The following is a 20,204-nucleotide window of genomic DNA, read 5'->3' as shown; positions in this document are numbered from 1 at the left end:
AGTCCTGTCTATTGTTACCCAATCACACTTCCGTTTGGTACAGCTGGATCAACTGTAAGAAGGGTTAATTGTCCATCATGTTCAGCTGAGAGAATCATCCCTTGGCTGACATATTTTTTCATCATTTTACGTGGTTTGAGATTGGCAACAATTTGAACTTTCTTGCCGACCAATTCTTGTTCATTTGGATAGTATTTTGCAATTCCAGAAAGAATTTGACGATCTTCTCCATCACCAGCATCCAAGCGGAATTGAAGCAACTTATCAGAACTTTCCACTTTAGACACCTCTTTAACTTCGGCAACACGGATTTCGACCTTGTCAAAGTCTTCAAACTTGATTTCTTCCTTGTTTAGTTTGAGTTCGACTTCGTCTGGATTCCATTCTTTTTCGACAGCTGGCTTGTTACCTTCCATTTGTTCCTTGATATAGGCGATTTCTTCTTCCATATCCAAACGTGGGAAGATTGGTGTTCCTTTGGCAACTACAGTCTCATCTGCCGGGAAGTCAGCCAAGCTCAAGTTTTCAAGGCTCGCTACTTCTTCCAAGCCAAGTTGAGTCAAGACTGCACGACTGGTTTCCATCATAAATGGCTCAATCAAGTGAGCTACAACACGAAGGCTGGCTGCCAAGTGGCTCATAACACTTGCCAATTGATCGCGGAGTGCTTCATCCTTAGCCAAGACCCATGGAGCTGTCTCGTCGATGTATTTGTTAGTACGAGAGATAAGGATCCAGACTGCTTCAAGTGCACGTGGATAGTCAACTGCTTCCATGTGTGTATGGTAGTCGGCGATTGATTGCTCTGCAACCTCAGCAAGAGCATTGTCAAACTCTGTTACACCCTCTACATAGGCTGGAATTTGCCCATCAAAGTACTTGTTAATCATAGAGACCGTACGGTTAAGGAGGTTCCCAAGGTCATTGGCCAATTCATAGTTGATACGGCCGACATAGTCTTCAGGAGTGAAGGTTCCGTCTGAACCAACTGGAAGGCTACGCATGAGGTAGTAACGAAGTGGGTCAAGCCCATAACGCTCTACCAACATTTCAGGGTAAACGACATTTCCTTTAGACTTAGACATTTTTCCGTCTTTCATGACAAACCAACCATGGGCAATCAAACGATCAGGTAATTTAACATCCAACATCATAAGAAGGATTGGCCAGTAGATAGAGTGGAAGCGAAGGATGTCTTTTCCTACCATATGGAAGACTGTTCCATTCCAGAACTTGTCAAAGTTACCATGTTCGTCTTGACCGTAGCCAAGAGCTGTCGCATAGTTAAGAAGGGCATCAATCCAAACATAGACAACGTGCTTAGGATTTGATGGGACTGGGACACCCCAGGTAAAGGTTGTACGAGAAACTGCCAAATCCTCTAAACCTGGCTCGATGAAGTTGCGAAGCATTTCATTCAGACGACCATCTGGAGTGATAAATTCAGGATGGGACTTGAAAAATTCGACCAAACGATCTTGGTATTTGCTAAGGCGAAGGAAGTATGATTCTTCGGATACCCATTCAACCTCGTGACATGATGGAGCAATACCACCAGTCACATTTCCAGCTTCATCACGGAAAACTTCTGCCAGTTGGCTTTCTGTAAAGAATTCTTCGTCTGATACTGAATACCAACCAGAGTATTCACCCAAGTAGATATCATCTTGAGCAAGTAAGCGTTCAAAGACCTGTGCGACAACTTTTTCATGGTAGTCATCAGTTGTACGGATAAATTTATCGTATGAGATATCTAGTAATTTCCAGAGTTCTTTGACTCCAACTGCCATCCCATCAACATAGGCTTGTGGTGTAATGCCAGCTTCTTCAGCTTTCTGCTGGATCTTCTGACCATGTTCATCAAGACCTGTCAAATAAAAGACATCGTAGCCCATCAGGCGTTTGTAACGTGCTAGGACATCACAAGCAATGGTTGTGTAGGCAGAACCGATATGCAGTTTTCCAGATGGATAGTAAATCGGCGTTGTAATATAAAAATTCTTTTCAGACATAATTTTTCCTTTCCAGGCAAATGAAACCTGTTTTTCTAACACTTCATTATATCACATTTTTAAGGAATTTCGATAGGGAAATCCATACAAAAACAAGATAGACGAGTGTCCATCTTGTTGATCTTATTCATAACGAAGGGCTTCAATTGGATCAAGTTTCGATGCCTTGTTGGCTGGCAAGACCCCAAAAATCATACCAACGCTAGCCGAAACTGCAAGACTAAATAGGGCAACTGGGATTGATACTCCAACTTCTATACCTTCTATTAAACCTTGCAGTAACAAACCTGCTAAGGCAGTTAAACCACTTGCAATTGTCAAGCCAATTAAGCCACCTAACAAGGTCAAAATCATGGATTCAATCAAAAACTGAATTAAAATATTGGCACGTGTTGCGCCCAAAGCCTTACGAAGACCAATCTCACGAGTGCGCTCTGTCACCGAAACCAGCATGATGTTCATGACACCAGTTCCTCCAACAAAGAGAGAAATCCCTGCGATGGAACTAATAATCGTCGTCATAAAACTAAACGATTGTTGAATTTCTGCAAATACAACGGACTCATCTGCCACCTGGTATTCTCCCTGTTGTAAGCCTGCAAGCTCTGTCATTTTTCGTGCCAGTTCTGGACCCAGAGTTGGGGTTAAACTGGTATCATTCACTCGAAAAACAATACTAGCTATTTCATCTACATTAAAATTCGCAGCAAGGGAGATATTGGTAGTAATAGGCAAGCCACCAAACCCATATATTTTTGACTTTTTAGCCTCCGGACTAGTATAAACCCCAATGACCCGGTAACTAAATCCATTGACTTCTACAACCTTGTTAATAGCCTCTTGAGGAGATTCAAATAAACTAATGGACAATTCCTCATCTAGCAAAATGACACTTGCAAACTCTTTGAAATCTTGCTCTCTCAGACTACGACCTGCAATAATTTCATTCTTAACAGCGTCCATGTAAGTTCTGTTTCCACCTGTCAAATTAGCATTCTCAACCTTTTTATCTTGATAGGTCAAGATGGCATTCGTTGAATTGGTTACATAGTAACTATCCACTCCCTTGAGTTTGGCTGCCTCTTGGACCCAGGATTCTTGCGGTTTTGGCGGTTCAACAGGAATTTCCTCTTCCTTTCCAGAAACCGTAAAAGCTGATTGTTTCTGAGTAAAAGACCCATCTTTACTTTTTTTAGGAGAGAAGAAGACGCTAATATTTTTCTGAGATTTGGTCATATCTTTATTAACTTGACGAGATAGGGAATCTCCCAAAGCCATAATCACAACAACTGATGAAACACCGATAATAATCCCAATCATGGTAAGCAAAGAACGCATCTTGTGAGCCATGATAGATGAAAAGGCAAATTTCAGATTCTGCATCTTAGTTTTCCTCCTTTCCTAACTGAGCACTGTCAGATGAAATGACTCCATCTCGAATGATAATCTGACGTTTAGCATAGGCAGCAATCTCAGGCTCATGCGTTACCATGATAATGGTTTTTCCTTCTTTGTTCAAGTCAACCAATAGTTGCATAATTTGATTCCCTGTTTTGGTATCCAAGGCTCCTGTCGGTTCGTCCGCTAGGATAATAGAAGGATTGTTTACCAAGGCACGAGCAATAGCCACACGTTGCTTTTGACCACCAGATAATTCCGAAGGCAAATGGTGACTACGTTCTGTCAATTCAACCTTGTCTAAATACTCCTCAGCCAACTTGCGCCGTTTTGAAGACGAAACTCCTGCGTAAATCAAGGGCAATTCTACATTTTGCAGAGCATTGAGCTTCGATAGAAGAAAGAACTGCTGAAAGACAAAACCGATTTGTTGGTTACGAACCTTGGCTAATTGTTTTTCACCCAGTCCAGCCACTTCTTGGCCTTCAAGATAATACTCTCCACTGGTTGGTGTATCCAACATGCCAATCGTATTCATCAGAGTGGACTTCCCAGAACCAGATGGTCCCATGATGGCAACAAATTCACCCTCATTCACTTCTAGATTGATGTTTTTGAGAACCTGCAGTTCTTGGTCACCATTGCGATAGCTTCTGCAGATATTTTTTAGACTAATTAGTTGCTTCATCAGCCTTCACCTCTTTTCCTTCTTCCAAGGAAGACGTTGGGTTACTGATGACCTTGACTCCATTTGTCAGACCTGAAGTGATTTCTTGGTTGTCTGCATCAGCATTGCCCAAACCAACTTCCACTTTCTTGGCCTTTTTCTGCTCGTCAAGCACCCAGACATAGTTCTTATCATTTTCAGTCACAACACTTGTTAGAGGAACCAAAATGGCTTTACTCTTATTTTTGACTTCAACACTTACTGAGAATCCTTGTTTCAAATCACCAACTTCGCCTGTCACATCAATAGTATAAGGGTATTTAGAACCTGTATTAGCCCCAGCTGCTGGACTAGCTGCTTCACCATTGTTTTTAGGATAGTCAGAAATATAGCTTAATTTCCCAGTCCATTTTTTATCAGGATATACTTTAGAAGTAAAGCTTACTTCTTGACCTACAGAAAGGTTGGCTAGATTGTACTCAGACAATTCTCCCTTGACTTGTAAATTTTCATTGCTGACAATATGAACCATAACTTGACTCGCCCCTGTTAGAGATTTAGAAACATTGCTATTGACTTCGACTACAGTTCCCTCTAGGGTACTGAGAACAGTTGTTGCATCCAATTGACTTTGAGCCTTGCTTAATTGCGCTGCAGCATCTGCACGCGCATCACGGGCATCACCCAATTGAGCGTCAATAGAAGCAACAGAATTTCCAGCAACTGGAGTTGGACTTTGCACCGTTACATCTTCTCCTCCTGCTGGTGCAGGTAACTGGGGAGCTGAAGCAGCTTCATTTCGTGCTTGGTTGAGTTCGTTGATATGACGGTCTGCCTTCGCAACTGCTCGACTCGCTGAATCATAGGCCGCCTGCGCTTCTGAACTACTGTACTTGACTAAAGCCTGCCCTTCGCTGACCTTATCCCCCACAGAAACAAGGATTTCATCTAAATCTCCCTTGCTAGCATCAAAATAAACGTATTGTTCATTTTTTGCCGTTACTGTTCCTGATAATAAAACCGACGAAGCAACAGTTCCCTCTTTTGCCACTACTAGATGTGGCGTTTCATCCTTAACATCAGTTTGCGAGGGTTGTCTAAAGAGCAAGATGCCCCCAGCCCCCAATACAACTACACTCGCAGCACCGATTGCTGCATACAGTTGCCACTTTTTAGCTTTACCATTCTTTTTCTTCATAATGAAACTCCTTTTCTTTTTTACAATACTTTGCTATTATACCAAATTTCCCTCCAGCAAACAATGCAGTTCAGATGGAAATAATGACAGTTCAGGATTAAACAATCGTTCGGAAATCCTCCTTTTATATTGTACTAGTTATATAATACACTATCTTGACTTATTTGGCAAGTTTTTTTGCAATTTTTTGTGCGTAGCAGATTTTTGCAATCAAATCAAAAAAAAGATAGAATATGACTATCAAAAAATGACACTCTACTATTTAAAAGAGTACAAAGGAGTTTTCAATGAGAGAATACGATATCATTGCTATCGGTGGAGGTAGCGGAGGAATTGCCACCATGAACCGTGCTGGTGAACACGGAGCCAAAGCGGCCGTTATTGAGGAAAAGAAATTAGGTGGAACCTGCGTCAACGTCGGCTGTGTTCCTAAAAAAATCATGTGGTACGGGGCGCAAATCGCTGAGACTTTCCATCAATTTGGAGAAGACTACGGCTTTAAGACTACTGATCTTAACTTTGACTTTGCAACCCTACGTCGCAATCGTGAAGCCTACATTGATCGCGCTCGTTCTTCTTATGATGGCAGTTTTAAACGCAACGGTGTAGACTTGATTGAAGGTCATGCTGAATTTGTAGATTCTCATACTGTCAGCGTAAATGGTGAACTGATTCGTGCTAAACATATTGTGATTGCTACTGGTGCCCATCCAAGTATTCCAAACATTCCTGGTGCTGAACTAGGTGGCTCTTCTGATGATGTATTTGCCTGGGAAGAATTGCCAGAATCAGTTGCCATTCTAGGCGCTGGTTATATTGCCGTTGAATTGGCTGGCGTACTCCACACCTTTGGTGTCAAGACAGATCTCTTTGTTCGCCGCGATCGTCCTTTACGTAGTTTTGATTCTTACATCGTTGAAGGTTTGGTCAAGGAAATGGAAAGAACAAACTTACCACTTCACACTCACAAAGTCCCTGTTAAGTTAGAAAAAACTGCTGAAGGCATTACCATTCATTTCGAAGATGGTACTAGTCACACAGCTAGCCAAGTTATCTGGGCTACAGGTCGCCGTCCAAACGTTAAGGGCTTGCAACTTGAAAAAGCTGGAGTAACTTTGAACGAACGTGGCTTTATACAAGTGGATGAATACCAAAATACTGTTGTTGAGGGAATCTACGCTCTAGGTGATGTAACAGGTGAAAAGGAACTGACTCCAGTAGCTATCAAGGCTGGGCGTACCCTATCTGAACGTCTCTTTAACGGAAAAACAACTGCAAAAATGGACTACTCAACTATTCCAACTGTTGTCTTTTCACACCCTGCTATCGGAACGGTTGGTTTGACAGAAGAACAAGCTATTAAAGAATACGGTCAAGACCAAATCAAGGTTTACAAATCAAGCTTTACTTCTATGTACTCTGCTTGCACTTGCAACCGTCAAGAAACTCGTTTCAAATTGATCACAGCTGGTTCAGAAGAAAAAGTTGTCGGACTTCATGGAATTGGCTACGGCGTTGATGAAATGATTCAAGGATTTGCTGTTGCTATCAAAATGGGAGCAACCAAGGCAGACTTTGATGCAACTGTGGCAATTCACCCAACTGCATCTGAAGAATTTGTAACCATGCGTTAATCGAAACAAAAGAAGCAAAGCAAAAAACACTTCTAAATATCAAAAAGCGAGTATTTCCGTAGTTGGAGATACTCGTTTTCTTATGTTTTATTTTATAGTATGTTGAAATAAGATATGCAAAAATCAATTAACAAACCATAGCAAAATACAAGGATTATAATACAATCATTTATTCTTTTCTTTAAAAGATTCATATATTTTTTTATATAACTCTTTTATATCTTTTTTCTGAGAATTCAACTCTTCTTTACCGTAGTCAAAGTTTGCTACTACAAATCCCTCGTCAGCATCAGAAAAAGTAAAAAACTCTATTTCAATTAGTTTATTATGCTTAGAGTCCTCTATAGTGTCTCCTAAATCATTATTGAATTTCTTCACTTCTTCTTCACGAACTCCGAACCCCGTAGCAGCTCCATTTGCAATGATGTTTGAAAATACTTCTTCAGAAGACTCTGCTTCTTTCACAGTTATGAAGTATATAGCCTCTTCCGTTTCTACTTGTCTCATTTTATTCCATTTTTCTGTATCACTAGAAGAAAGCGTATAGACTGTTAACTCTACCGTTGGTTTATTGATATTTTCTTTTGTAATCATTTGTTTTCCAAAAAAGAAGAAGGCAAGTAACCCAGCTACAAAGATCAAAGCAATATAAATTATCTTTTTCATACCTTATACCCTATATCTTTCATATCAATGATCACATCAACTTCGTTATAGACAGCTGGATCATGCGTCGCTATTATAACATATTTGTCTTCATCTTTTTCATTTAATAACAAACGAATGATTTCTTTTCCAATCTCACCATCTAAAGCTCCTGTGGGCTCATCTGCTAAAATAATTTTACGTGGTTTCATTAACATTCTGGCAATAGCTACACGTTGAGCCTGCCCACCAGACAATTCGTATATTTTTTGATGTAAATAGTCACTTGACAGTCCTACTTTTTCAAGTACGTCAGTTATTGTTTTTTTGTCTTTAGTGATAAGGCTCAGATTATCATATACTGTTTTGTTATCTATTAAAGAATAATTCTGAAATACATATCCAACAGTATTTTTAAAAAAAGTTCTTTCTTTTATCTTCCAAATATCTTGTTTATCAACTAAAACATTCCCACTGTCAATTTTTTCTAATCTTCCTATAATATTAAGAAGGGTACTTTTACCGGAGCCAGAACCTCCAATCAATGCATAGCTTTTTCCAGATTCAAATATTAAATTTAAGTCTGTAAAGATCTTCTTTGAGCCGAAACTTTTTGAAACGTTCAAAAGGTCAATTGTCATGATTCATCTCCTTTTAAAATTTTAGTGTAGCTTTCAGATAATTTTCTAAAACTCATTATGATTGACAACATCAAAACTAGCAGAGAAGCCGCTCCAATATATAGCAACTCTATTTGCCCTGTCACAAGAAATGTAAATAGAATAACCATTGTAATAGTCATCATAAAATATTTGAGACTTGAAATTGCTATATATGTTTTTGAAAGACCCAAAATGATTTTTTTCACATATTCATTCTGTTTTAGAGTAATAAAAAGTTGGACATATTGATAAATGAGTATAAAGATAATACTGTAAATTATCTTCTGCAAGATTTGTGAAAGTAAAATTTGGTGCTCTAAGGATTGAATCTTTAATTTCACAATTTGGTAAACATCTACTGGATTCATTGAGAAATTCAACGGGACAGTCATCTCATTTATTTTTTTTACCGCTTCAGGACTAAAAAGAGACTTATTAGTTATATTACTAGCCAAAGTAAACTTATTATTTTCCATCATTTTGTCCGTATCTAACACAACAACAATGTTATCTTGGCTATCTGCTACACTTGCCAGCGGTAAAATATCTTTATTTTTATGATCGATATCAGCATCCTCATTAAAATAAAAAATTTTTTCCCCATCAGGAATTATTTGTACTGCAAGCTGTTCTTTTGTATAGTGTGTTCCAATAAATTGTTCTGCTACAACTGTATTCTCAATAGATTTCTGGTTTTCTTTCCATTTCTCAGGAATATAGATGGTTGCTATCTTATTATCTAAAAGATGATAGTTTGTCCCATTCACTTTATTTTGTAGGTTAGCACCTGTTTGATTAATATAAATCAACTCTTTATTTATTTCTGGATTCGTTATTCCGTCATTTTCTAATTGTTTAGAAAAGTCTTCTAAAACATGAGATGTTTTCATAAAATCTGGAACATATGCTGAAGATCGTTCTATATATAAGAAATCTAAGTTTTTTAAGGCAGCAACTATCTGTAGATACTGACCATCTGAATCATTAACTTCTCCATTTTTAGCAGAGTTACTTTCAATTCCAAGGAACTCAATCCTTCTCCAGTCTTTTACTGTGTCCCACGGTACTAAATTCTGTATTTGTATGTTCATACTAGATTGACTACTCTTTGTTTCTTGTAAAAAAATTCCTGAGACAAGGATGATAATCGAAATAATGACAAGCCATACGACAAAAATAAGCTTGTTTTTTGCCTTGTTTTTAATAATTTCAATGGGCTTTTCAATCTGAATCGTCAACCAAAATAAAACAAAGGTGATGAGATCAATGATTTGAAATAGTATAAAATTCGTTAAAAGCAGAGAGAAAAATAACTTAGAGCTATAGGTGAAGAAACCATTACCCAAAAAAGAACTGTAAGAAATCATCAATAAAGCCATCATAATCAGTTCAAAAATAAGAGAAATGCCATACTCTCTTCTTAGATCGTATACAGTCAAGCCCAAAGAACGTCGTATCACTCCTTCTTTGATCTGCCTCGTCCTAACAACAAATAAAACAACTAATAAAGTTAAGTAAATTGAACCCATTAACAGTATTCTTAAAGTTCCAGTGAATTGTAATATTCCTCCTATATACCAAGGATAAGCCATATAGACTGTTTGCAGCCCCGTCATCGTAAGTGGTTTCAAACTATCTACATCCATTTTCCCAAGGGTATAATACATCCCTATTATTGGTGCTGACTTTAATTGTTCATTATTTACATCATCAAAATTTACATACTTCAACTGACCCGAACTCTGAACGATTGGCTTGTAAATGGTAACCTTTTCCGTTTTTGATAAGTCACGAACCATTTCGTATATTTCGTTATTAGAAAGATTACTTTTTCCTTGGATAGAAAAAGCACCATCAATTGGTAAAGGTATGGGGATTTCGGTATCACTAATAGTGACCAGTCCAATTGTAGCAATCAAACAAAAGAAGAATCCAATGATACATAATTTTAATTTCATAAGCAATTACCATATTACAAAAGACCCAATCTTATAATTGGGCCTCTTGTTTTCATAAATTATTTTTAAAATCTATAATAATCCCAATATGCATTTAATCGAATATCGCTCCAAGATTTTTTTGCACTTGAATATGCCCATCCATAATCTTTTTTATCGTAAGCTTTAACGGTTCCCCAATAATTCGTTACTGAAGATTTTGAACCAATATTATCTGGAGAACTAACAAAGTAATTTGAATAACCATAGCTATTATCTACACCATACTGCCATACATCAATAATCGGATATGGAGCAGGGTGTGCTGTAGTTGCACTAACAACACTAGCTGCAGTAGCAAAGCTAAAACTGAAAACACTTGCAGCTAGAAAAACAGATGCTTTCTTATTAATTCTTTTTTTCATTTTACTTCTCCTTGAATTTAAATATTTGATGAAGATTAAATAATAGTCTCTTTTTAGTCCCTCCATATTACTTTAATATGAATTGATTATATTTAGGTTTTTAATCACCGTTATGGTATCTAGAGTCGTTAAAATATCTCATAACTACCCCTCCTTTTAAAATTGAACACATCTAAATGCATCCGTTTACATTTTTAATATAACACTTATTTTTTACTTTGTCAAGTATTTACTAGTATATTTTTTATTAATAAAATAGGATTATCTATACAGACAATTTTCGAATCAACAAAAAAATTATCCAACTTAACCAATAAGCAAAATCGGCCGTTACAGTTTTTGTTACCTTGTTTTAAAAAATTGGTTGACAATGATTCCTCTATGAGTATAATAGTTACTATACATCAGAAAAGAGGTTAACTATTTTGAAAAAAGCTCACATTTATGCTATCCCTGCTATTGGGGCTGCTCTCATTGCTGTTTTGGCACAAATCAGTCTTCCAGTTGGACCTGTTCCCTTCACTCTGCAAAACTTTGCAATCGGCTTGATTGCTACTGTCTTTAGACCGAGAGAGGCTGTACTTTCTGTTGGACTCTATCTTCTTCTAGGTGCTATCGGTCTTCCTGTGTTTGCAGGAGGTGGAGCTGGTTTTCAGGCTTTAGTTGGCCCTACTGCAGGCTATCTTTGGTTTTATCTCGTTTACTCTGGACTTACTTCCTCTCTAACCAACAGCAAGAGCGGAATTGTCAATATTTTTCTTGCAAATCTCTTGGGTGATGCCCTTGTCTTTGTCGGAGGGATTCTCAGCTTGCATTTTCTAGCTGGAATGGCATTTGAAAAATCTCTTGTTGTGGGGGTCATTCCCTTTATCATTCCAGACCTTGGTAAACTTCTAGCTATTAGTTTGATTAGTCGTCCTCTACTTCAACGCCTTAAAAATCAGGCTTACTTTGCTAACTAAAAAAGGATATCGAGTTGTCATAACTCAGTATCCTTTTCTTTTATTTTGAAAACTTAGTTTCCTTTAAAAGCATCCACCATTGTTTGAAATTCTTCATTGGAAAGAGTAATTCCTTTGCCCATCTTCGTATGGTCTGGACTCCAAGCACGAATATCAAACTTCGCAGAGGCTCCATTAAAGCTCACACGGTTGATTTCCTTAGTCCAACCTTTTTCGTTTTCAGAAAGAGTCAACAAGTGCTCTTCGATTTCAAATGTAAATTCTGCCATTTTCTTCTCCTTTTTTAGCTTTCATCTGATTATTCGTAAAATCTTGTAGATTTTAGGAAAATTTTATATAATATTGATATAAAAGAAGGGAGGCCACTATGAGACATAAATTCCAGCAAGTTCTAGATAAAATACATGACTTTTTAAATGGACATGACCAACCTGACCATACTGAAAGCAACTCCCTTACAGCCACTATTGAAGAGGCTATCCAGAAACAAACTGCTGTTCACCTTATCTTGTCTGAGACAAGCTTTACAGGTGATATCATCAAATACGATCAACAAGGCCAGCAAATTATCGTGAAAAATTTTGCCAAAAATGTGACCCGTATTATCCGCATAAGCGATATTCAACGCCTGCGATTTGTCCCTTCAACTGTCCAAACAGCCCAAAAAAATAGATTTAAGAAAGAGTGAGATGTAGTTGCTTCATCCCACTCTTTTTTCTTAGCGAATTTGTTCAAAATGTAAATGAACTGCGATATGATCTCCATAACCACTTCTTTCCAAGTCACGTTGCAGACGATAGGAAATGTAGTGTTCTGCAATGGTAATGTAACCTGCACCCAGTAGACGATGTTCAACCATAGACTGAATCATGCTAATAGTAGCACGTTCCACCTTGGCCTCTTCCAAATCCAAAACCACTTTCTTAGTGACTTGTGCAAGGTTTTGACGCAAATCATCTGTCAATACATAGACAGTCTGGGCTGCCTTTAAGATGGCTTGGTAAATCTTATCTGGATTAAATTCAGCAATTTCGCCATTACGTTTGATTACTTGCATAGGTATCTCCTTTATTCTTTGTTTTCTTTGATTTCTGCCAGCATTTTTTCTTCTTCTGCTGTCAGTTGATAATGTTCAAGCAAATCCGGTCTGCGCTCGTAGGTTTTCTTCAAACTCTCATACAGACGCCACTGACGAATCTTTTCATGGTGGCCACTCATCAATACATCTGGTACAACCATACCTCGATAATCATAGGGACGTGTGTACTGAGGGTATTCGAGAAGCCCAGAAGAAAAACTATCATCTTTGTGGCTAGACTCCTTGCCAATCACTTCTGGAATCAGGCGTACCGTAGCATCAATCATGGTCATAGCCGCCAGTTCTCCACCAGTAAGGACATAGTCTCCCAAGGAAATCTCATCTGTCACCAAGGTCTTAATGCGCTCGTCATAGCCCTCATAGTGACCGCAGATAAAGATCAGTTCCTCTTCTTTGGCCAAATCCTCAGCATAAGCCTGATCAAACTGCTTTCCAGCTGGATCGAGGAGAATAACGCGCGGATTTTTCTTTTCAATAGCATCAAAGGCATCAAAAATGGGTTGGGCTCGGAGCAACATCCCCTGACCACCTCCGTAGGGCTCATCGTCTACATGGCGGGCCTTTTCAGCATTTTCTCGAAAATTATGATACTGGATATCCAAGAGCCCTTTTTCTCGAGCCTTTCCAACGATTGAGTGCTCCAGTGGAGAAAACATCTCTGGAAAGAGGGTTAAAATATCAATCTTCATCATCTAACCCTTCTAAAATTTCCACATCGACACGGTTATTCGGAATATCAACATTGAGAACCACTGGTGGAATATAAGGCAAGAGCAAGTCACGTTTGCCTTTTCGCTTGACCACCCAGACATCGTTAGCACCTGGTTGCAGGATTTCCTTGATGGTTCCAATCAAGTTATCACCCTCATAGACTTCCAAACCGATAATCTCGTGATAGTAGAATTCACCATCGTCTAGGTCATTCAAATCTTCCTCAGCAACCTTGAGACTGTATCCCTTATACTTTTCGATAGCGTTGATATGGTACATATCTTTGAATTTAATAATGTCAAAGTTCTTCTGTTTACGGTGACTAGCGATAACCACTGTTTGGACAAACTGATCTTTTTCATCAAACAAGGCCAGCTCAGATCCTTTTTTAAACCGTTCTTCTGCAAAATCCGTCACAGACAATACTCGCATCTCACCCTGCAACCCCTGCGTATTGACGATTTTCCCAACATTAAAGTAGTTCATCTTGTCTCCTGTAGTCTCCTTCTTTCCATCTTATTCTGACAATTCTCGAATAATAGTTGCAATTTTTTCCGCTTCGGACCATTGTAAATAATGGTGATTCCCTCCTAAAATGAGTTTAGTATTGGAAGTCCAATATTCTGATTCTCTGTACTCTTTTTCTCTATAAGGCTGACAAAAAATAAATACAGGAATATGAGCTTCTATAGATACATCCTCAAAATCTTTCTCAGTAATCTCTCCAGATATCTGAACTTCTGGATTTTGCTTTTCCAACTCTAAGCCTTTTTCTTGCATTATTTCCCAGATTTCTTTATTCGTTTCAGGACTAAATGTTGCTTGAGTTAAATTCTTCAAATAAAGTTCAGGACCACACTCGTCAATCAGCCTCATCTGCTCTTCCATTTCTGGATAAGGATTTTCTGAAAAATCAGCAAACATGACTTTTTTAGTTGTCGGTTCAATTGCTACTAAAGCCTGACACTTAATTGGTTTGTTGAGCAATTTGCAAGCTAAAATTCCACTCAAACTATGTACACAAAGTATATATTCAGAAATCCCTAATACTTCAAGTACTTCATAAACCGCATCTGCAAGATTATCTAGATTTTTTCCAGCTTGGTCATGAATCGGACTCCTACCTGTGTTCGGAAAATCAATTGTCAAATAACCAATTGTAGGGGGAAGTTTTTCAAGTATAAGTGAAAAATTTTCATAACTTGGTAGCAAACCTGCTCCGTTTAGACAAACTAGCACTTTCTTTTGATTTTGATAAGTAACAGAGAGACTACCAATTTCTGTAGATACTTCAAACCTCTTCATAAAGAAATCCACTCATTCTATATAATGAATTATTAAAAATCCTTATCCTTTATTTTATCACGTTCCAAAGATTTTCTCAAGTTGGAGAAAAAAGACACTATAGATAGTATCCCTCTAAAAATCCTCGTAACTTCTCAAAGTAACTTCCATCTCTCCCAAAACTGGAAGTTACTCTAAGACGACTTTGTTTTAGGGCTATTTGTCGTGCACTTTTTTCTGAGTCTTTTCGCTTTTGAACCCTTATATATCAAGAAAAAGAAAATCAGTGGAAGTTAGTCTCAGACGGATTCCCACTGATTTCACGCGTTTTTCTAATACTAAAAGCTAGGTTGTGGGAAACTAGAAGTTAGTTTGGGAATTTCCCCTCTAAAAAACTTTCCAAATCCTGATGAGGATATTTTACACTTCTCCACACAAAAAAGCGAGACATCCGTCCCGCCCTTCTTATTTTTCGTCAATAACGATTCTTACTTTTTTGTCTTCAGTTGGGACAGAGTAGACAATCGTTCTTATCGCAGAAATAGTGCGACCCTTACGACCGATTACACGACCCACATCGCTTTGATCAAGATTCAAATGATATTCCAAAAACTCTGGTGTATCTTCAATCTTGATAGTTAAGGCATCTGGTTGTGAAATCAAGGGTTTCACAATCGCAATAATGAGATTTTCAATCGTATCCATCTGTCAACCTACTTTAAACTTATTTTGAGAATTTAGAATCGTGGAATTTCTTCAATACACCTTCTTTTGAAAGGATGTTGCGAACTGTATCTGAAGGTTGAGCTCCATCAGCCAACCATGCAAGAACGCGGTCTTCTTTCAAAGTTACTTGGTTTTCAGCAACAAGTGGATTGTAAGTTCCAACTGTTTCGATGAAACGTCCGTCACGTGGTGAACGTGAATCTGCTACGTTGATACGGTAGAAAGGTTTTTTCTTAGAACCCATACGAGTCAAACGGATTTTAACTGCCATTTTTAAAGTCTCTTTTCTTATTTTTTATTTCGGTGAAATAGCTGAGCTATTTAGCACATGTTCTATTATAGCAGATTTCTAACAGGTGTCAAGAAAAAAACTTGACAGACTATAAAATTTTTAAACCATTTAGAAATTTGTTAGAAGTAGGAAATAAATGTTTGAAAGAGGCTATCCGTGAATAGTATTTTAGAAATATTTTATAAAGAACACCAAGTCAAACCCTTCATCTCTCCTGAACGTGATTTGGATGCTTGGCTCCTAAATCCTAAGCCCGTTCCCAAACGAAATATGGACTTATTGGCAGATGATTCGCTGGCAGGTGATATCATTCTACTATGGAGAATACAGTTTGGAACTTTTACCACCGAAACATGATTTTAAAAACTCCCATTCGAATATGATTCAAAATTCGCTTAAAATCAATGTTTTCCCACTTTTTCAGAAAACAAATTTTTATCTAATTTAAATAACTTTCAATTAAATGGTATGAATTTTGCTTAAAATCATCAAAAAACACCCCATGGTGTGAACCATAATACTCTTTGAAAATCTCTTCAAACCACGTCAACGTCGTCTTGCCGTAGGTATGGTTACTTACTTCGTCAGTCTTATCTACAACCTCAAAGCAGTTCTTTGAACAACCTGCGGCTAGCTTCCTAGTTTGCTCTTTGATTTTCATTGAGTATAAAGTGTTGTAAATACTGTATTGTAGCTAGTTCTTAACCTTTAGAGAACTGGCTAGCTTTACGAGCTTTCTTAAGATCTGGTTTGGAAAGTATAGATTTCAATTAGACTAAAAACAGCGAAATATCAAGGATTTTAAAAAAGATATCTACTAATTAATTTATAAAATATGAATTAATAGATTCTAAATAGGGGAATAGTTTAGGTCTGTAAAAGATTAAATAATTTCTATTTTAGCTGTTAGAAACGTTGGTACATCAATGTTTTTAGAATGCTACATAATAAAAGGTAGAGTAAATAGTAGAGTAGTTATTGCGTTAGTTCAGCAATCTTATCGATATAAAGATTAACAGATTCTAACTTTCTTTGCGGTGCTAACTCGGCGTATGTGTCCATTGTTGTTGAAATTGATTTATCTTTTTTGATTTTTTAATGACCTTTTTGCCATTATGGATAATTTTTTCAGTTTCATCAGAAATCAAAAATTTTTTTCTTTGAATATTGAAATTTGCGAATGTCTTGGAAAGTCTAAGACAGCTAGATTGTATAGAAATTAAGTCATCATCCGACAAAGAATTCATTCTTTTATTTACAGTTTCCAAATCTCTAAATAAAATAGAGCCGAAGCAGTGGTAAAACATATTTTCAACAAGCTTGGCAATATCTCCAAAAATAATTTCTTTATAGTCTAAGTCGGTTTGAGTATTCAAATAAAGCAATATTGAAGTGGTAACTTGTTGCTTTTCCTTTTCAACTTGACTAACTTGACCTGCATTGCTTAGTTCGCTTTGTGTAATATTGTGTTTTTTTCTTAAATTTTTGATACGAGTAGGTAGTTCATGTGAATAATTTTCTTCAAAAAATTTCATATACAATCCCCCTATAATCATGGAAAAGTAGTAAAAATAGTTGTTATCCTAGTTGATTAAAAAAATCTCTGATTTCCTCATCTTTTATAAAATAATATATAATTTTCCCATCTCTTCTAGTGTCCAAGATGTTTTGATTGGCTAGTTTACGAAGATGGTGGGAGGCAGATGCCATACTAAGATTTAGTAAACAGGCTATATCACAGACACAGAGTTCTTCAACAGCAAGGAGATAAAAGATGATATTTATCTGTTTATTATCGGTAAACTTTGATAAAATACGAAGTGATTTTTGGACTTTTTCCTTTTCAAGGTAGTTCGTCGCGGTTGTAACATTTTGTTGATTTATAATATTCACTTGGCAAATACTATCTTTTTTCATATTTTTTTCTCCTAGCCGAACACAGTCCTTAGCATGTCAAAGCTGTTGTTTTCAATCAGAATATACATCCCCAATCCTAAATAGACAACGGCAATAAACCATCTGCTATATTTTTCCAAAGTTTCTCCAACAGAAGGGACTTGTGCCAATTTTTGGGCAGAAAAAACCAAGAGATAAATCATGACTAGAAAAGTAAGTAAAGTCACTATCAAATTCGCTAAATTTAAGGTGGTAAAATATGGGACAAAGACACCAATATTGTCAGCGCCACAACTTGCAAAAGTAATCATAGCGACTAGAAAAATCAGGTTTTTATTGTCTTTTCGCAAACCATCTTTTGCAATAGCTTCTCCATCAGAATCTCCTAAAAGCAAAACTTTGAGGCCTAGGAAAATTGGAATCAAACCGAGTAAACCTAAAATCTCTTTACTAGGAATATAATTTAAGACAAATGCAAAAAGCAAACTTAGCAATATTAGACTAACAGAGCCTAGAAATTGTCCTAAATAGATGTTAATGATGTCTTTTCTGCTTTTTCTTTTGGCAAAAAATAACATTAGGATAATAAGTAAGTCTACGGCTGTCCCAGAATACAGGATTATTGAAGTAACAACATTTTGAATCATAAAACACCTCATTCAAATATATTTTTGAATGTATTCTAACATTAAACTTTGTAGATGTCAACTTAAAATCCACCAAAATATAGATAAGAAGTTAGTGTACCAAATATTAAAAAGCCCTGCCATCGAAATGATAGCAGGGCTTAACTTCAATATCCAGATGATATATTTATCTAAAAAAGGTAGAGTTTTTATTGATTTGTAGTGCTATATAATGAGTTTCCAAAAATCAAAAATCGCTTAAAATCAGTATTTTGACATCTATTGACGTGTACTGAAATCCTTACTTAACCTCTGTAAAAATTAACTTCTACACCTACAAAGCTTATTCTGACAGACTTTATACAGTCTAAGAAAAAAAGTAGAGATTCATACAGTATCTAGATTTTTCAAAAATTCTTTATCATCAAATATTATTAACGAAACTATCCAAACCAAATCCGATGCATTACTTCAAAGAATTCTTTAGTTGTTTGTCTATCAAGGGCTTTTATTAAAAAATTTTTTCAAATAATTGCCACCTTGGCACATAAATTCTTGCTTTCTAAATTTAAATGTGATATATTTATAACATAAAATTTAAGTGTTATATATTTATAACACAAAAAAGGAGTCTATCATGAAAAAAAGTCAAAAAATGCGTGGCCTCATTGCAATGATTGCCGTAGCTCTCTTTATTGATTTTATTGTTGTATTTGGTTCTAATCTTAGTTGGGAACCCAAGTTAGTTATTACTGGTATTTCAGTGTCAGGTCAAATTGTAGCTATATCGAGCTGGCTACATAAGAGTCAGAAAGGTAAGAGAAAAATTATTTTTGACTTGTCTGCTAAGCTTTACACGATACTTGTGTTTGCAGCAAGCATTTTTTATACAGTAGGAATTTGGGTTGCGACCCCAAGCGAAAGTTCTGGTATTAAAGAATGGATTTTGGGAATTGGCCTCGTTATTGAAGTGATTCTATTTGGTTTTTTCTCTTTAAAAAATGTCAAGGAAACTCCGGACGAACGCTTTTATGCTAATTTAGCAAAGGCAGCTAGCTTGATGTTGGTTTTTATACTAGGGGCACTGATGATCCTAGCAGTTATCATTGGGTATATGGGGCCTCTCACTCTTTACATGGGCCAGATCTTTATTAGCATAGCTACCTTCATTTGCATCTTTGCGGTTGTCTATCTTATCTTGGAACGGAGAGGATAAGCATGGCCAAAGAAAGTAAGATTATTACTAATCTCAAATCTGTTCGTGAGTCCACAGGTATGACCCAGCAGGAGTTAGCCGACCGCATCGGCATGCGACGCGAGACAATTCTGCACTTGGAAAATAATCGTTACAACCCTTCGCTGGAAATGGCTCTTAAAATTGCTCAAGTTTTTAATCTGAAAGTAGAAGACCTCTTTGAACTCAGACAGAAAGAGGAAGCATAATTCTTTTCGAGACCTACTATTAAGTTCATTGATTAATTAGGAATTGAAGCCAAAAGAAAAAATCCTTTGAAAATATGCTCTTTTAAAATATAGTAATTCTTTCGAATTAACCTTTACTAATTGTGATGCTTTACGAGCTTTCTTAAGATCTGGTTTCCTAAATACTTCGAGTACACTTATGGTATTGATGCTCCTAAGCATCTCAAAACTCTGGTAGAAAAAGGTTATGCTGTCCATTGAAACTGCTTTTTACTCACTTGACCATCTAATACGCTACCATAAAAAAAGAATATCCTAAAGAAGAAGGGAGTTACTGGACTTTCTAAAAATGAAGGCTACAAATTTGGACCAAGCCCTTCATGAGCATTTTTCAGAAGAAGAATTAGCTTGTCACTTTTCGATTCGTGGCTACAAATTGACTCCAAAGGGAGAGGAAATACTGGAACAGTACCAGGACATTGTCGACCGTCATCCAAAGAAGAATCTCTAATCAAGTGATTTTTGGTTGGCTTCCTCTTAAACTGTCTTGTCACTAACATTTGAAATCCACTTCCTTTTAGGGTACAATGGTAGAAATGAATTTTTGA

Annotated in this window: 26 protein-coding genes and 1 pseudogene; 8 read left to right on the top strand and 19 right to left on the bottom strand. The window is 36.9% G+C overall.

Translation table 11 applies throughout. The features are described 5' to 3' along the window. Positions 1 to 14: 14 nt before the first annotated feature. The 4 genes from metG to SPPN_RS03960 all read right to left on the bottom strand — a co-directional run bounded on the left by metG (position 15) and on the right by SPPN_RS03960 (position 5,275). Complete coding sequence (gene metG, locus SPPN_RS03975; RefSeq protein ID WP_001291352.1) at positions 15 to 2,012, bottom strand: methionine--tRNA ligase; 1,998 nt, start codon at positions 2,010 to 2,012, stop codon at positions 15 to 17. Positions 2,013 to 2,135: 123 nt separating this feature from the next. After that, positions 2,136 to 3,395: an ABC transporter permease gene (locus SPPN_RS03970; protein WP_001180416.1), complete on the bottom strand. Its 1,260-nt coding sequence runs from the start codon at positions 3,393 to 3,395 to the stop codon at positions 2,136 to 2,138. Position 3,396: 1 nt separating this feature from the next. Continuing rightward, positions 3,397 to 4,098, bottom strand: coding sequence for an ABC transporter ATP-binding protein (locus SPPN_RS03965; protein ID WP_000811473.1), 702 nt, complete (start codon positions 4,096 to 4,098; stop codon positions 3,397 to 3,399). Further along, the gene (locus tag SPPN_RS03960; protein WP_000728655.1) at positions 4,082 to 5,275 is read right to left on the bottom strand and encodes an efflux RND transporter periplasmic adaptor subunit; all 1,194 of its coding nucleotides are present in this window, start codon (positions 5,273 to 5,275) and stop codon (positions 4,082 to 4,084) included. Before SPPN_RS03960 ends, SPPN_RS03965 begins: the two co-directional genes overlap by 17 nt. 287 nt (positions 5,276 to 5,562) lie before the next feature. Between SPPN_RS03960 and gor the strand changes: the two genes are divergently transcribed. After that, a complete protein-coding gene (gor, locus tag SPPN_RS03955; protein ID WP_001209583.1) occupies positions 5,563 to 6,909 on the top strand; it encodes a glutathione-disulfide reductase in 1,347 nt (448 codons plus the stop codon). A gap of 165 nt (positions 6,910 to 7,074) precedes the next feature. On the opposite strand, the gene SPPN_RS03950 is transcribed toward gor, so the two are convergent. The 4 genes from SPPN_RS03950 to SPPN_RS03935 all read right to left on the bottom strand — a co-directional run bounded on the left by SPPN_RS03950 (position 7,075) and on the right by SPPN_RS03935 (position 10,578). After that, a complete protein-coding gene (locus SPPN_RS03950; protein ID WP_000721119.1) occupies positions 7,075 to 7,575 on the bottom strand; it encodes a hypothetical protein in 501 nt (166 codons plus the stop codon). Beyond that, positions 7,572 to 8,195: an ATP-binding cassette domain-containing protein gene (locus SPPN_RS03945; protein ID WP_000151027.1), complete on the bottom strand. Its 624-nt coding sequence runs from the start codon at positions 8,193 to 8,195 to the stop codon at positions 7,572 to 7,574. The genes SPPN_RS03950 and SPPN_RS03945 overlap by 4 nt, the downstream gene beginning before the upstream one ends. Beyond that, positions 8,192 to 10,174, bottom strand: coding sequence for a hypothetical protein (locus tag SPPN_RS03940; protein ID WP_000768909.1), 1,983 nt, complete (start codon positions 10,172 to 10,174; stop codon positions 8,192 to 8,194). The genes SPPN_RS03945 and SPPN_RS03940 overlap by 4 nt, the downstream gene beginning before the upstream one ends. 65 nt (positions 10,175 to 10,239) lie before the next feature. Then, positions 10,240 to 10,578, bottom strand: a complete 339-nt coding sequence (locus tag SPPN_RS03935) for a hypothetical protein (RefSeq protein WP_000746104.1) — start codon at positions 10,576 to 10,578, stop codon at positions 10,240 to 10,242. A gap of 425 nt (positions 10,579 to 11,003) precedes the next feature. Between SPPN_RS03935 and SPPN_RS03930 the strand changes: the two genes are divergently transcribed. Next, positions 11,004 to 11,540 carry a biotin transporter BioY gene (locus tag SPPN_RS03930; protein WP_000709023.1) on the top strand — a complete coding sequence of 179 codons (537 nt, stop codon included), beginning with the start codon at positions 11,004 to 11,006 and terminating at the stop codon, positions 11,538 to 11,540. A gap of 53 nt (positions 11,541 to 11,593) precedes the next feature. Here SPPN_RS03930 and SPPN_RS03925 read toward each other — a convergent pair whose 3' ends face one another. Continuing rightward, complete coding sequence (locus SPPN_RS03925) at positions 11,594 to 11,809, bottom strand: YdbC family protein (RefSeq protein WP_000807430.1); 216 nt, start codon at positions 11,807 to 11,809, stop codon at positions 11,594 to 11,596. A gap of 98 nt (positions 11,810 to 11,907) precedes the next feature. On the opposite strand from SPPN_RS03925, the gene SPPN_RS03920 reads away from it, so the two are divergent. Next, positions 11,908 to 12,228 carry a hypothetical protein gene (locus SPPN_RS03920; protein WP_001216094.1) on the top strand — a complete coding sequence of 107 codons (321 nt, stop codon included), beginning with the start codon at positions 11,908 to 11,910 and terminating at the stop codon, positions 12,226 to 12,228. Positions 12,229 to 12,258: 30 nt separating this feature from the next. Here SPPN_RS03920 and SPPN_RS03915 read toward each other — a convergent pair whose 3' ends face one another. From SPPN_RS03915 to rpsP, 6 genes are all read right to left on the bottom strand, one after another. Beyond that, positions 12,259 to 12,597, bottom strand: coding sequence for an ATP cone domain-containing protein (locus SPPN_RS03915; protein WP_001196047.1), 339 nt, complete (start codon positions 12,595 to 12,597; stop codon positions 12,259 to 12,261). An 11-nt stretch (positions 12,598 to 12,608) separates the two neighbouring features. Then, complete coding sequence (trmD, locus tag SPPN_RS03910; RefSeq protein WP_014017227.1) at positions 12,609 to 13,328, bottom strand: tRNA (guanosine(37)-N1)-methyltransferase TrmD; 720 nt, start codon at positions 13,326 to 13,328, stop codon at positions 12,609 to 12,611. After that, positions 13,318 to 13,836: a ribosome maturation factor RimM gene (gene rimM, locus SPPN_RS03905; RefSeq protein ID WP_001105909.1), complete on the bottom strand. Its 519-nt coding sequence runs from the start codon at positions 13,834 to 13,836 to the stop codon at positions 13,318 to 13,320. The genes trmD and rimM overlap by 11 nt, the downstream gene beginning before the upstream one ends. 30 nt (positions 13,837 to 13,866) lie before the next feature. Then, complete coding sequence (locus SPPN_RS03900) at positions 13,867 to 14,655, bottom strand: alpha/beta fold hydrolase (protein ID WP_000819208.1); 789 nt, start codon at positions 14,653 to 14,655, stop codon at positions 13,867 to 13,869. A 444-nt stretch (positions 14,656 to 15,099) separates the two neighbouring features. Further along, positions 15,100 to 15,339, bottom strand: coding sequence for an RNA-binding protein KphA (gene kphA, locus SPPN_RS03895; protein WP_000379620.1), 240 nt, complete (start codon positions 15,337 to 15,339; stop codon positions 15,100 to 15,102). A gap of 19 nt (positions 15,340 to 15,358) precedes the next feature. Further along, entirely contained in the window at positions 15,359 to 15,631 is a 273-nt protein-coding gene (rpsP, locus tag SPPN_RS03890; RefSeq protein ID WP_000268760.1) for a 30S ribosomal protein S16, read from the bottom strand. Between the two features lie 177 nt (positions 15,632 to 15,808). Between rpsP and SPPN_RS03885 the strand changes: the two genes are divergently transcribed. Beyond that, the gene (locus SPPN_RS03885; protein WP_001084631.1) at positions 15,809 to 16,009 is read left to right on the top strand and encodes a hypothetical protein; all 201 of its coding nucleotides are present in this window, start codon (positions 15,809 to 15,811) and stop codon (positions 16,007 to 16,009) included. Positions 16,010 to 16,091: 82 nt separating this feature from the next. Here the strand turns inward: SPPN_RS03885 and SPPN_RS13820 are convergent, their stop codons facing one another. From SPPN_RS13820 to SPPN_RS03870, 4 genes and pseudogenes are all read right to left on the bottom strand, one after another. Beyond that, the gene (locus SPPN_RS13820) at positions 16,092 to 16,313 is read right to left on the bottom strand and encodes a hypothetical protein (RefSeq protein ID WP_023935822.1); all 222 of its coding nucleotides are present in this window, start codon (positions 16,311 to 16,313) and stop codon (positions 16,092 to 16,094) included. Between the two features lie 466 nt (positions 16,314 to 16,779). After that, positions 16,780 to 17,187 (bottom strand): annotated as a pseudogene (locus tag SPPN_RS03880) (helix-turn-helix domain-containing protein); the annotation flags it as partial. A 43-nt stretch (positions 17,188 to 17,230) separates the two neighbouring features. Then, positions 17,231 to 17,569, bottom strand: a complete 339-nt coding sequence (gene cadX, locus SPPN_RS03875; RefSeq protein ID WP_000711082.1) for a Cd(II)/Zn(II)-sensing metalloregulatory transcriptional regulator CadX — start codon at positions 17,567 to 17,569, stop codon at positions 17,231 to 17,233. 11 nt (positions 17,570 to 17,580) lie between these two features. Then, positions 17,581 to 18,195: a CadD family cadmium resistance transporter gene (locus SPPN_RS03870; protein ID WP_000615748.1), complete on the bottom strand. Its 615-nt coding sequence runs from the start codon at positions 18,193 to 18,195 to the stop codon at positions 17,581 to 17,583. A gap of 28 nt (positions 18,196 to 18,223) precedes the next feature. On the opposite strand from SPPN_RS03870, the gene SPPN_RS13815 reads away from it, so the two are divergent. The 4 genes from SPPN_RS13815 (at position 18,224) to SPPN_RS12740 (ending at position 20,107) form a co-directional block, all read left to right on the top strand. Next, positions 18,224 to 18,397 (top strand): FanG protein, encoded by a 174-nt coding sequence (locus tag SPPN_RS13815; protein WP_078374329.1) that lies wholly within the window; start codon positions 18,224 to 18,226, stop codon positions 18,395 to 18,397. 414 nt (positions 18,398 to 18,811) lie between these two features. Then, a complete protein-coding gene (locus SPPN_RS03865; RefSeq protein WP_000749558.1) occupies positions 18,812 to 19,390 on the top strand; it encodes a hypothetical protein in 579 nt (192 codons plus the stop codon). Between the two features lie 2 nt (positions 19,391 to 19,392). Beyond that, positions 19,393 to 19,617, top strand: a complete 225-nt coding sequence (locus SPPN_RS03860; protein ID WP_001041099.1) for a helix-turn-helix transcriptional regulator — start codon at positions 19,393 to 19,395, stop codon at positions 19,615 to 19,617. Positions 19,618 to 19,945: 328 nt separating this feature from the next. Continuing rightward, positions 19,946 to 20,107, top strand: coding sequence for a hypothetical protein (locus SPPN_RS12740; protein WP_007284845.1), 162 nt, complete (start codon positions 19,946 to 19,948; stop codon positions 20,105 to 20,107). The last annotated feature ends 97 nt before the right edge of the window (positions 20,108 to 20,204 follow it).

The sequence above is a fragment of the Streptococcus pseudopneumoniae IS7493 genome (assembly GCF_000221985.1).
In the GTDB taxonomy this organism is placed as follows: Bacteria; Bacillota; Bacilli; order Lactobacillales; family Streptococcaceae; genus Streptococcus; species Streptococcus pseudopneumoniae.
Note: the sequence above shows the minus strand (reverse complement) of the source record. Positions and strands in the feature narration are given on the sequence as shown.

What these genes read in the sequence shown, in the direction of transcription:
- trmD (WP_014017227.1), bottom strand. Translation starts at nt 13,328, where the DNA reads ATGAAGATTGATATTTTAACCCTCTTTCCAGAGATGTTTTCTCCACTG.
- SPPN_RS03925 (WP_000807430.1), bottom strand. Translation starts at nt 11,809, where the DNA reads ATGGCAGAATTTACATTTGAAATCGAAGAGCACTTGTTGACTCTTTCT.
- SPPN_RS13820 (WP_023935822.1), bottom strand. Translation starts at nt 16,313, where the DNA reads ATGAAAATCAAAGAGCAAACTAGGAAGCTAGCCGCAGGTTGTTCAAAG.
- SPPN_RS12740 (WP_007284845.1), top strand. Translation starts at nt 19,946, where the DNA reads ATGAAGGCTACAAATTTGGACCAAGCCCTTCATGAGCATTTTTCAGAA.
- SPPN_RS03960 (WP_000728655.1), bottom strand. Translation starts at nt 5,275, where the DNA reads ATGAAGAAAAAGAATGGTAAAGCTAAAAAGTGGCAACTGTATGCAGCA.
- SPPN_RS03920 (WP_001216094.1), top strand. Translation starts at nt 11,908, where the DNA reads ATGAGACATAAATTCCAGCAAGTTCTAGATAAAATACATGACTTTTTA.
- SPPN_RS03950 (WP_000721119.1), bottom strand. Translation starts at nt 7,575, where the DNA reads ATGAAAAAGATAATTTATATTGCTTTGATCTTTGTAGCTGGGTTACTT.
- SPPN_RS13815 (WP_078374329.1), top strand. Translation starts at nt 18,224, where the DNA reads ATGTATTCTAACATTAAACTTTGTAGATGTCAACTTAAAATCCACCAA.
- metG (WP_001291352.1), bottom strand. Translation starts at nt 2,012, where the DNA reads ATGTCTGAAAAGAATTTTTATATTACAACGCCGATTTACTATCCATCT.
- SPPN_RS03935 (WP_000746104.1), bottom strand. Translation starts at nt 10,578, where the DNA reads ATGAAAAAAAGAATTAATAAGAAAGCATCTGTTTTTCTAGCTGCAAGT.
- SPPN_RS03865 (WP_000749558.1), top strand. Translation starts at nt 18,812, where the DNA reads ATGAAAAAAAGTCAAAAAATGCGTGGCCTCATTGCAATGATTGCCGTA.
- SPPN_RS03970 (WP_001180416.1), bottom strand. Translation starts at nt 3,395, where the DNA reads ATGCAGAATCTGAAATTTGCCTTTTCATCTATCATGGCTCACAAGATG.
- rpsP (WP_000268760.1), bottom strand. Translation starts at nt 15,631, where the DNA reads ATGGCAGTTAAAATCCGTTTGACTCGTATGGGTTCTAAGAAAAAACCT.
- SPPN_RS03870 (WP_000615748.1), bottom strand. Translation starts at nt 18,195, where the DNA reads ATGATTCAAAATGTTGTTACTTCAATAATCCTGTATTCTGGGACAGCC.
- SPPN_RS03915 (WP_001196047.1), bottom strand. Translation starts at nt 12,597, where the DNA reads ATGCAAGTAATCAAACGTAATGGCGAAATTGCTGAATTTAATCCAGAT.
- kphA (WP_000379620.1), bottom strand. Translation starts at nt 15,339, where the DNA reads ATGGATACGATTGAAAATCTCATTATTGCGATTGTGAAACCCTTGATT.
- SPPN_RS03900 (WP_000819208.1), bottom strand. Translation starts at nt 14,655, where the DNA reads ATGAAGAGGTTTGAAGTATCTACAGAAATTGGTAGTCTCTCTGTTACT.
- gor (WP_001209583.1), top strand. Translation starts at nt 5,563, where the DNA reads ATGAGAGAATACGATATCATTGCTATCGGTGGAGGTAGCGGAGGAATT.
- SPPN_RS03945 (WP_000151027.1), bottom strand. Translation starts at nt 8,195, where the DNA reads ATGACAATTGACCTTTTGAACGTTTCAAAAAGTTTCGGCTCAAAGAAG.
- SPPN_RS03965 (WP_000811473.1), bottom strand. Translation starts at nt 4,098, where the DNA reads ATGAAGCAACTAATTAGTCTAAAAAATATCTGCAGAAGCTATCGCAAT.
- SPPN_RS03860 (WP_001041099.1), top strand. Translation starts at nt 19,393, where the DNA reads ATGGCCAAAGAAAGTAAGATTATTACTAATCTCAAATCTGTTCGTGAG.
- SPPN_RS03940 (WP_000768909.1), bottom strand. Translation starts at nt 10,174, where the DNA reads ATGAAATTAAAATTATGTATCATTGGATTCTTCTTTTGTTTGATTGCT.
- rimM (WP_001105909.1), bottom strand. Translation starts at nt 13,836, where the DNA reads ATGAACTACTTTAATGTTGGGAAAATCGTCAATACGCAGGGGTTGCAG.
- cadX (WP_000711082.1), bottom strand. Translation starts at nt 17,569, where the DNA reads ATGAAAAAAGATAGTATTTGCCAAGTGAATATTATAAATCAACAAAAT.